General features: G+C 65.3%; 11 protein-coding genes. 3 read left to right on the forward strand and 8 right to left on the reverse strand.

What is annotated here, in order from left to right; genetic code table 11:
• Window positions 1–72: 72 nt before the first annotated feature.
• Window positions 73–390 (reverse strand): hypothetical protein, encoded by a 318-nt coding sequence (locus M3B11_RS04275; protein ID WP_259875522.1) that lies wholly within the window; start codon window positions 388–390, stop codon window positions 73–75.
• 161 nt (window positions 391–551) lie between these two features.
• Complete coding sequence (locus M3B11_RS04280) at window positions 552–923, reverse strand: hypothetical protein (RefSeq protein ID WP_259875523.1); 372 nt, start codon at window positions 921–923, stop codon at window positions 552–554.
• A gap of 417 nt (window positions 924–1,340) precedes the next feature.
• On the opposite strand from M3B11_RS04280, the gene M3B11_RS04285 reads away from it, so the two are divergent.
• Complete coding sequence (locus M3B11_RS04285; protein WP_259875524.1) at window positions 1,341–1,676, forward strand: hypothetical protein; 336 nt, start codon at window positions 1,341–1,343, stop codon at window positions 1,674–1,676.
• Between the two features lie 66 nt (window positions 1,677–1,742).
• Here the strand turns inward: M3B11_RS04285 and M3B11_RS04290 are convergent, their stop codons facing one another.
• From M3B11_RS04290 to M3B11_RS04310, 5 genes are all read right to left on the reverse strand, one after another.
• Complete coding sequence (locus M3B11_RS04290) at window positions 1,743–2,513, reverse strand: crotonase/enoyl-CoA hydratase family protein (RefSeq protein ID WP_259875525.1); 771 nt, start codon at window positions 2,511–2,513, stop codon at window positions 1,743–1,745.
• A complete protein-coding gene (locus M3B11_RS04295; RefSeq protein ID WP_259875526.1) occupies window positions 2,510–3,490 on the reverse strand; it encodes a nitronate monooxygenase family protein in 981 nt (326 codons plus the stop codon). Before M3B11_RS04295 ends, M3B11_RS04290 begins: the two co-directional genes overlap by 4 nt.
• 147 nt (window positions 3,491–3,637) lie before the next feature.
• On the reverse strand, window positions 3,638–4,414 hold the full coding sequence (locus M3B11_RS04300; protein WP_259875527.1) for an enoyl-CoA hydratase: 777 nt from the start codon (window positions 4,412–4,414) through the stop codon (window positions 3,638–3,640).
• A complete protein-coding gene (locus tag M3B11_RS04305; protein ID WP_259875528.1) occupies window positions 4,411–5,457 on the reverse strand; it encodes an enoyl-CoA hydratase/isomerase family protein in 1,047 nt (348 codons plus the stop codon). Before M3B11_RS04305 ends, M3B11_RS04300 begins: the two co-directional genes overlap by 4 nt.
• Window positions 5,458–6,624 carry an acyl-CoA dehydrogenase family protein gene (locus tag M3B11_RS04310; RefSeq protein WP_259875529.1) on the reverse strand — a complete coding sequence of 389 codons (1,167 nt, stop codon included), beginning with the start codon at window positions 6,622–6,624 and terminating at the stop codon, window positions 5,458–5,460.
• 282 nt (window positions 6,625–6,906) lie between these two features.
• On the opposite strand from M3B11_RS04310, the gene M3B11_RS04315 reads away from it, so the two are divergent.
• A complete protein-coding gene (locus M3B11_RS04315) occupies window positions 6,907–7,440 on the forward strand; it encodes a putative immunity protein (RefSeq protein ID WP_259875530.1) in 534 nt (177 codons plus the stop codon).
• Between the two features lie 6 nt (window positions 7,441–7,446).
• Here the strand turns inward: M3B11_RS04315 and M3B11_RS04320 are convergent, their stop codons facing one another.
• Complete coding sequence (locus M3B11_RS04320) at window positions 7,447–7,950, reverse strand: MarR family winged helix-turn-helix transcriptional regulator (protein ID WP_259875531.1); 504 nt, start codon at window positions 7,948–7,950, stop codon at window positions 7,447–7,449.
• Between the two features lie 72 nt (window positions 7,951–8,022).
• On the opposite strand from M3B11_RS04320, the gene M3B11_RS04325 reads away from it, so the two are divergent.
• Window positions 8,023–8,751, forward strand: a complete 729-nt coding sequence (locus M3B11_RS04325; protein WP_259875532.1) for an SOS response-associated peptidase — start codon at window positions 8,023–8,025, stop codon at window positions 8,749–8,751.
• Window positions 8,752–9,333 lie beyond the last annotated feature (582 nt).

A 9,333-nucleotide genomic window follows, 5' to 3' on the forward strand; every position in this document is an offset into this window, starting at 1 on the left:
GGCCGCATCGAACCGCACCTGCTCTTCGACGGCGCTCCCGCTCCCGAGGCGCAGGGCGCCACCGCAGATCGGTCACCTGACGGCGCAGAGAGTTGGCGGCAGGGTGCCGATGAACGGCATGTCAGGGAATTCAGCCCACAGCGGCAGACTCTCCGAGCCCATCCACACGCCTGCTCCGGCGTCGTTGAGCAGGCCCGCGTCGACCGGCAGAAACTCCAGCTTGGTGCCGGCAGCCTGCTGCGCGGCGTCGAGCAGCTCTCCGAGCGTGGCCGTGGGGCCTGCGGCATTGAAAGTTCCGGTGATCCGGTGCTCAGCGCAGTGCACGATCCAGCCGGCTAGGTCGGTAACGTCTAGCAGGCTGAGGGCGAAGCCGATGTCCATCGGAACCACGACCTCGGTCCCGGTGGGATATGCGAACCGCCACGGGTATTAACCCGAGCGGCCGGTGTCACCGCCGGCTCCGCCGAGCAGGCTGGGGCGGATGATGAGTTGATGGGTGGCGAGTCGTTCGACAACTGCCTCGCTGGCCGACTTCGCGGCACCGTAGTCGGTCAGTCCTCGAGCTTGTCGTCGGCCATGGCCGGGTGGATCGGGGCGGTCTCGTCTGGCTCGAAGATGTCACCGCGGGTGTAGACACTGGCCGAGGAGATGTAGATCCAGTGCGCGGCGCCGACGGTCCCGAGCGCGTCGCGGACGAAGCCTGGGTGGCTCGTCAGGTCGATTGCGACGTCCCAGCTGCGGCCCGCCAGTGGCTTCAGTGCGTCAGCGGAGCCGCGGTCGACGGTGATGAACTCGGCGGTCTCGTCAACAGGAGACGTGCCGCGGCAGGTGCGCGCGACGTGATGATCGGCGTAGGCGAAAGCGGTGACAAGCTGGCCACCGAGCATGCAGTTGCCACCGAAGAGAAGCTCTGAGAGACTCATTCCCTCACCCTAGTTCAGGGCCGTCGGCGACAATGGCGATCCGCTGTCAGCAGAAGGCGGGAAGCGATAGAGCGGATCAAGTCGGTACCGGTCGAAGCTTCCTTCTCACGAACGGGTTTAACGCTGGATATCCACAGATTTGTCCGAGGCGTTGCGGTGCAGGTTTGGGAAAGTATCGTTTAGGAATATGGGGCGATACTGGAAGCGGCACCCGCAGAAGGAGCTCGAAGCGCTGCTGGGAGAGTTTCACGAAGCAAGCTGGGAGATCGTCGACCCACGGAAAAAGTACTATAAAGTGAAGTGTCCCTGCGGCAAGCATATGCGAACCATCCATCTGTCGCCGAGCAATCCAAAGTATGTCAGGGACACACTCGGCTGGTTGTATCGTCAGCCATGCTACCCCTGGGAGGAGGGCACATGACTCAGCAGCAGAGGGTCATGGTTGTTTCCGAGATCGAATTCCGCGTCTCGATCGGCGGTGATACTGACCTGGAATCGATTGTCGATGCCCTCGCCGATGAGCTCGCGTCGTTGGAAGACGTGACCCCGTCGCTGCTTGATTCGACCGTCTCCATGGACGCGGTCAAAAGTCTCATTGCCGCAACGGTCACGACCGAAGGTGACACATTCGAAGCGGCAGCTCAGACAGCAGACTCGGCAGTTCGGGCAGCCGTCCACGCGGCCGGCGGCGCGACGCCGGGCTGGGACGCCATCACCGTCAGAGACACATCAGAACTCGTCTCGAACTCATGAATGAGCAAAGCGCCTCGCCCTGATCAGTGCGAGGCGCTTCGTCGCTGAAGCAGGTGCCGGCGGCTCTCACCGTCCGGTCCAGCGCGGTGCGCGCTTCTCGGCGAACGCTGTGGCGCCTTCGCGGGCGTCGGCGGATTCCATGACTGGGTCGCTGATGGCCGCCTGGCGGGTGAACTTCTCACCGGCCGGCCAGTTGGGGCTTTCGCTGATGATCTGCTTCGAGGCGCGAACGGCAAGCGGCCCGTTCGCCGCGATCCGCTCGGCCAGCGCCAGCGCGCCGTCGAGTGCCTGACCTTCAGGCACCAGCGCGTTGACGAAGCCGTGCTTCTCGCCGAACGCCGCCGGGTAGATGTCACCGGTCAGTGCCATCTCCATCGCCACGGCGCGGTGGGTGCGCTCGGGCAGGGTCACCAGTCCGCCGGAGGCAGCGACGAGGCCGCGTTTGACTTCGGGGATGCCGAACTTCGCCGACTCCGAGGCAACGACGAGATCGCAGGCGAGCATCGTCTCGAACCCACCGGCCAGCGCATAGCCTTCAACCGCAGCGATGAGCGGCTTGGCAGGCGGTGCCTCGGTCAGTGCCAGGAACCCACGACCGGGCAGGCCGGGCAGCTCACCGCGCACGAATCCCTTGAGATCCATCCCGGAGCAGAACGTCCCACCAGCACCGGTGAGCACGGCGACGCAGAGGCTGTCACCAGCATCGAAGTCGTCGATGATCCCAGCCATGAGCCGGGCCATCTCCGCGGTCGCAGCGTTCTTCGCCTCGGGCCGGTTGAGGGTGATGACGAGGATGCCGTCGCGGACCTCGGTGAGCACCTCGGGTTGGTCGGTCATGATCCGGCCCCGAGGGTGGCGAGCAGGTCGGCCTTCGCGGACTCGTACTCATCGGCCAGGCGGGCGACGAGCTCACCGGCTGGCAGGGACTCATCGATCGTGCCGATACCCTGGCCGGAGCCCCAGATATCGCGCCAGGCCTTCGATTTCTCCGAGCCGCCAGAGCCGAAGTTCATCTTCGAAGGATCGGATTCGGGCAGGTCGTCCGGGTCGAGGCCGGCGGCCTCGATGCTGCCGCGCAGATAGTTGCCGTGCACGCCGGTGAAGAGGTTGGTGTAGACGATGTCACTGGCAGTCGAGTCGACGATCATCTGCCGGTACCCATCGGTCACCTGCGCCTCCGGGGTCGAGAGGAACGCCGAACCGACATAGGCGAAGTCAGCCCCAGCTGCCTGGGCGGCAAGCACCGAGCGGCCGTGGGCGATCGCCCCGGAGAGTGCGATCGGGCCGTCGAACCAGGCGCGGACCTCGTTAAGGAACGCGAATGGCGAGAGCATTCCGGCGTGTCCGCCGGCGCCGGCGGCGACGAGGATGAGCCCGTCGGCTCCCTTCTCGATCGCCTTGTGCGCAAAGCCGTTGTGGATGACGTCATGGAGCACGATGCCGCCGTAAGAGTGCACGGCGTCGTTGACCTCGGTGCGCGCGCCGAGGGAGGTGATGACGATCGGCACCTGGTGCTTGACGATCGTCTCCAGGTCGGCCTCGATGCGGTTGTTGGACCGGTGCACGATGAGGTTCGCCGCCACTGCGCCGACCGGCTTGTCCGGGTTCGCCCTGGTGAAGGCCGCATTGGATTCTTCGATCTCGTGCAGCCACTCATCGAGCAGCTCGGCCGGGCGCGCGTTGAGCGTGGGGAACGCGCCGATGACACCGGCCTGGCACTGGGCGGTGACGAGCTGGGGGCCGGAGGCGATGAACATCGGCGATGCGATGACCGGCAGCCGCAGGGGACGGGTGAGGACCTCGGGAAGAGTCATGTTTCTCCTCGGAGATATCGGGGTGACCGAACGATTGTTAAGCATTGTCGCCCACTACTGTAACCCACACCACGCGAAAGGCGGCGGCCGCCCGTTCAGGTGACCGCCGCCTCGGGCGCGGTGGCCAGCTGCTGCCGGCAGGACCGATCAGGTGTCGGTGAAGTTCGGGTCGCGCTTCTCGACGAAGGCCGCCATGCCCTCGGACTGGTCGTTGGTCGCCAGTGCCGAGTGGAACAGGCGCCGCTCGAAGAGCAGGCCCTGCTGCAGCGTCGTCTCGAAGGAGGCGTTGACGGCCTCCTTGACCATCGCCGAGGCGATGCGCGACTTGCCGGCGATCGTCGCGGCGATCTTCTTCGCCTCGTCCATCAGCTCGTCGTGCGGGACGACGCGGGCCACGAGACCGGAGCGCTCGGCCTCCTCGGCGTCCATCATCCGGCCGGTCAGGCACAGGTCCATCGCCTTGGCCTTGCCGATCGCACGCGTCAGGCGCTGGGAGCCGCCCATGCCCGGCAGCACGCCGAGGTTGATCTCCGGCTGGCCGAACTTCGCCTTCTCCGAGGCGATGAGGATGTCGCACATCATCGCAACCTCGCAGCCGCCGCCGAGAGCGAAGCCATTGACCGCAGCAATCGTCGGCTTGCGCACCGAGGTCAGGCGGCTCCAGCCGGCGAAGAAGTCGGTCTTGAAGGCGGTGGCGAAGTCGAGCTCGGCCATCTGCTTGATGTCAGCACCAGCGGCAAAGGCGCGGTCGGTGCCGGTGATGATGATCGCCTTGACGGCATCATCGGCGTCGAACTGCTCGGCCGCGGTGGCGATGTCCTCGAGCACCTGCTGGTTGAGGGCGTTGAGCGCCTTCGGGCGGTTGATCGTGATGACGGCGATGCCGTCGGCGGATTCGGTGAGAATCGTCTCGAAGTCGGTCATGAGAAAACCTTCCTGTCCTGTTCGGTGTTGAGGATCGCATCGACCTCGGCCTGCTCGACCTCGCCGAGGGTGGCCGGGTTCCACTGCGGGTTGCGGTCCTTGTCGATGACCTGGGCGCGGATGCCCTCGCGCAGATCCGGGCGGGCTGCGATCTCGGTACCGGCGCGCAGATCGCGTTCGAGGACCTCCTGCAGGGTCATTGTCTTGGCGGTGCGGATCATCTCGAAGGTCACGGCCAGCGACTGCGGCGACTTCGACTTGATGACCTCGGCGGTCTTCGCGGTGTCCTCGTCGCCGTGGGCGAGGAGGGCTGCGATGATCGCCTCGACCGAGTCGTGGGCGAAGCACGTGTTGATCCACGCCTCAGCTTCGGCCAGCTCATTGGCCGGTGCCTCGCCGGCGAACGACTCCAGAGTCTCGACGGCCTTCGTGCCGTCGGCCTCGAGTGCTGAGACGAGCTCCTCGACCCTCTCCTGGGGAACGAATGTGTCGGCCAGCCCGTAGGCCAGTGCGGCACCCGGTCCGATCGGCAGGCCGGTGAGGCCCATGTACATGCCGATCTCACCGGGGGTCTGGGCGAGCAGGTAGGTGCCGCCGATGTCGGGGAACAGGCCGATGCCGGTCTCGGGCATGCCCAGCTTCGTCGTCTCGGTCACCACGCGGTGCGAGCCGTGGACGGAGACGCCGACGCCGCCGCCCATCGTGATGCCGTGCATGATCGCGATGTAGGGCTTGGGGTAGCCTGCGATGTCGAAGTTCATCCGGTACTCCTCAGCCCAGAAGTCCTGGGATTCGGAGGTGCCAGCGACCAGATCCTGGTAGATCGCCTTGATGTCGCCGCCGGCGCATAGGCCGCGTTCTCCGCGGCCGGTGATGAGCACAGCGGCGACGGCGTCATCGTTGCGCCATTCGTTGAGTGCGCTGTCGATGGAGGCGACCATGTCGCGGCCGAGGGCGTTGATCGCCTTGGCCTTGTTCAGCTCGATGCGGCCGAGGCCGTTCACCACGTGTGTGATGACGAGCGCGTCGTCAGATGACGTCATTTATCCCACTCCTGTGCTCTTGCGGGAGATGATGACCCGCATGATCTCGTTCGTGCCTTCGAGGATCTGGTGGACGCGCAGATCGCGCACCAGCTTCTCGATTCCATACTCGTTGAGATAACCGTATCCGCCAAACAGCTGCAGGGCTTCGTTGGCGACCTCGAAGCCGGCATCGGTCGCCGCCAGCTTCGCCATCGACGCCAGCAGGGAGGTGTTGGGGTCTCCGGCGTCATAGGCCGCTGCGGCCCGGCGCAGCAGGGAGCGGGCGGCTTCGAGCTTCGTCTGCATGTCCGCCAGCCGGAAGCGCAGCGCCTGGAAGCCGTTGAGCTCGGTGCCGAAGGCCTGCCTCTCACCCATGTAGGTGATGGCCTTCTCCAGTGCCGACTGTCCGCCGCCGAGCGAGCAGGCGCCGATGTTCAGGCGGCCGCCGTCGAGGCCGGACATCGCGATCTTGAAGCCCTCGCCCTCCTCACCGAGGCGGTTTTCGACCGGCACCTTGACGTTCTCCATGAACACCTGGCGGGTCGGCTGGGCGTTCCAGCCCATCTTGATCTCATTGGGTCCGAAGTCGAAGCCCTCGGTGTCCTTCTCGACGATGAACGTCGAGATGCCGCGCGATCCCTCCTGGCCGGTGCGGGCCATGACGAGGTAGATCTCAGACGTTCCGGCGCCGGAGATGAACTGTTTGACGCCATTGAGCACGTAGTGGTCGCCGTCGAGCCGCGCGGTGGTGCGCAGCGCTGCGGCATCAGAGCCGGCGTTGGGCTCGGTCAGGCAGTAGGAGCCGAGCTTCTCGAAGGCCACCAGCGGCTGAAGATACTTCTCCTTCTGCTCCTCATTTCCGTACTTGTCGACCATCCACGCGACCATGTTGTGGATGGAGATGTAGGAGGCCACCGACGGGCAGCCGGTCGACAGGGCCTCGAAGATGAGAGCGGAATCGAGCCGGCCGAGTCCCACACCACCGGATTCCTCGGAGACGTAGATGCCGCCCATGCCGAGCTCGGCGGACTTCTGGATGACGTCGACGGGGAAGTGCTTGTTGGCATCCCAGTCGAGGGCGTGCGGAGCGATCTCGGCATCGGCGAAATCGCGGCACATATTGGACAGTTCGATCTGGTCGTCGGTCAGCCCGAATGTCAGAGCGGACGCGGTTGAGCGTGCCATCGTGGCTCCTTCTGCTGTGGGTCGTGCCGTGCACAGACGGGCGTGCGGCAGCCGCGGAATGCACGACCGGTCTGCTTCTAAGGGTAGTGAAGATTACTTGGACGTCCAACTAATTTTCCTTGGGCACCATTGTGCCATCCGCTCCCGAGGCGGTGGGCACCCAGGTGCCGAGGACTGGGGTCTGGCAGGCGGTGGCGGTAGGCTGTCGGTGCGACCGCGGTCACCCCGCCGCAGTCGGACCGCCCCATCGATCCCCAGAGGTATCCCCGGAAGGTCATCCCCATGGTCTCCTCGCAGACTCTCAGCCTTGCCCACCGGCGCGCAGCTGCCGGCTGGGCTGCTGACTGCGCCGCACGTGTGCTGCCCCTGTTCGAGGCCGAGACATCTGATGATCGCATCCGCGATGCGATCGAGCGCGCCTACGCCTTCAGACGCAGCGAGCTAGGGGCCGCCGGCCAGACCCAGTGCCGCGTCGACGCCGGGCGCGCAGCCAGCTCCGCAAGCTCACCGGCCGGAGCGGCCGCGGCCCGGGCTGCAGTGCAGGCAGAGGCGGTGGCACATATGGGTGTCCATGCTCTCGGTGCTGCAGCCTATGCTGCGCAGGCGGCGGGGCTTGCGCTGCCGGCCGACGCTCAGGCGGTCGATGATGAGGTGCGCTGGCAGCTCGGGGCGCTGACACCCGATGCCCGCACTGCGCTGCGCCAGCTGCCGCGGCTGGGCACCGACGACGGCGGCCCGCTGGGATTCGGGCTGCTGACGACCGGCGTGCGCAGTCAGGTCATCTCCATCATCCAGGCCCACGTCGGCGCCCGGTGAAGGGCGTCAGGCCCGGGCGGAGTCGCCGAGCCCGGCGCGCAGTGAGGCGAGCTCACTGAGCAGCCGGCTGACATCGGCAGCAGCAAGACCGGGCTGTTCGAACACATCCCGGTTGAGGTCAGCTGTCGCCTCGGTGACGAGCTGACGGCCGGCCTCAGTGATCTCGACGAGCGTCGTGCGCCCGTCAGCCGGATGTGGACGGCGGGCGACGAGGCCGGCGGCCTCCAGCCGGTCGACAGAGTTCGTGGTCGAGGTCGCATGCACCTGCAGTCGCTTGGTGATCTTGTTCATCGGCAGACTGCCCCGGCGGGTGAACGACAGCAGGGCGAGCACTTCATAGCGGGAGAAGGTCAGCCCCAGCGGCCGCAGCGTCTGATCGACCCGGGCGAGCAGCAGCTGGTGGGCGCGCATGATGGAGATGACGAGCGTCATCCCGTCGGCAGCGTCGGTCCAGCCATGGGCAAGCCACTGCCTGCGCGACTCGTCGATCGGATCGAACTCCCGTTCCACGTCGTTCCTCCTGCCGAAGCTGCTCACCTGCGAACACTTGGCACCAGCATACTGACGTGGCACGATCAGCATATGTGCGGACGACTGAACATGGCGACCGATCCACACGACATCGTCGGTGAGCTCGGCATCGACGTCGTCGACTACACCTTCACGCCTCGGTACAACGTCCCTCCTGGCGCCGCCCTGCCGATCGTCGCCGAACGGGTCGAAGACACAGGAGAGGTCATCCGCCGGCTCGAGACCGCTCGCTGGGGCCTGGTGCCCGGCTGGGCGAAAGAGGAGAAGGTCGGCTTCAAGGCCTTCAACGCACGCGCCGAGACCGTGCACGAGAAGCCGATGTTCCGCCATGCCTTCGCCTCCCAGCGCTGCATCATCCCGGTCACCGGCTACTACGAATGGGAGAAGACCGAGACCGGCAAGCAGCCGTGGCTTATGCAGGCTGAGACCGAGCGCCCTCTCTATATGGTCGGGCTTTTTGAGTTCCGGCGTCGCCCTGACCTCGACGGACAGGTTGTGACAGACCCGGCCATCAAGAACGGATGGCTCGTCTCGACCACGATCATCACCTGCCCCTCGACAGGACACCTGGCCGATGTGCATGACCGCATGCCGGTGATGGCAGACCCCGAGGATCTCGGCGACTGGCTGGATCCATCGCATGAGCGCGGTGGTGCGCGCAGGGTTCTCAACGGCCTGGTCACTGGCTTCGATCCAGCATCGGTGGGACGTGTCAAAGTCGGAACAGCGGTCGGAAACGTCAGAAACCAAGATCCTGAGGTCGAGCAACCGGTCGAATGACCCCTGTCGGACACGTGAGATCGGCGTCGGCAAGCCGAACGCGCCGGAGTAGCCGCAGCCTCCCGTCGCTCCTGTGACGAAGGGCACAGGGTTCGGAGTTGCATCGGCGCTTCGCGGGGGTCTAAGTTAGTACTCGTTGCCTAGCGCGATGGGCGCAAGTCCAAGGGCTCTGACCAGGGAGAACGCCTGGAAAGAGGGGCAACGCTGCTCCATGTCGGAGGGCGATGGAAACATCACCCGGAAGACGGATCAACGGGCAGGTGAGCGAGATCGCAGACAGCGACTTGCACACCGAGTCGCAGATGGTCTAGAGTAGAAAACCGCCCGCCTCGCAGGGCAGCTGCAAAAACGCAGCGGAAGCGGGGTTGCCCACACTAACTTCGAAACCCGGCCGAGCGTCGAGTTGACAAAGTGCGAGTGGGGGCTAAGATAGAGAAGTTGCCTCGATGAGGCCGGTGCAAGCCAGGCGGAGTCGATGGGCGTCTGTTCTTTGAGAACTCAATAGCGTGTTTGTTTGTTTTTGTGATGCCAGATATTTTTTGTTTCTGGTTGAAGCAAGGATGTAATGACATTTGATGACCA

The organism is Brevibacterium sp. p3-SID960, assembly GCF_025144725.1.
Classification (GTDB): Bacteria; Actinomycetota; Actinomycetes; order Actinomycetales; family Brevibacteriaceae; genus Brevibacterium.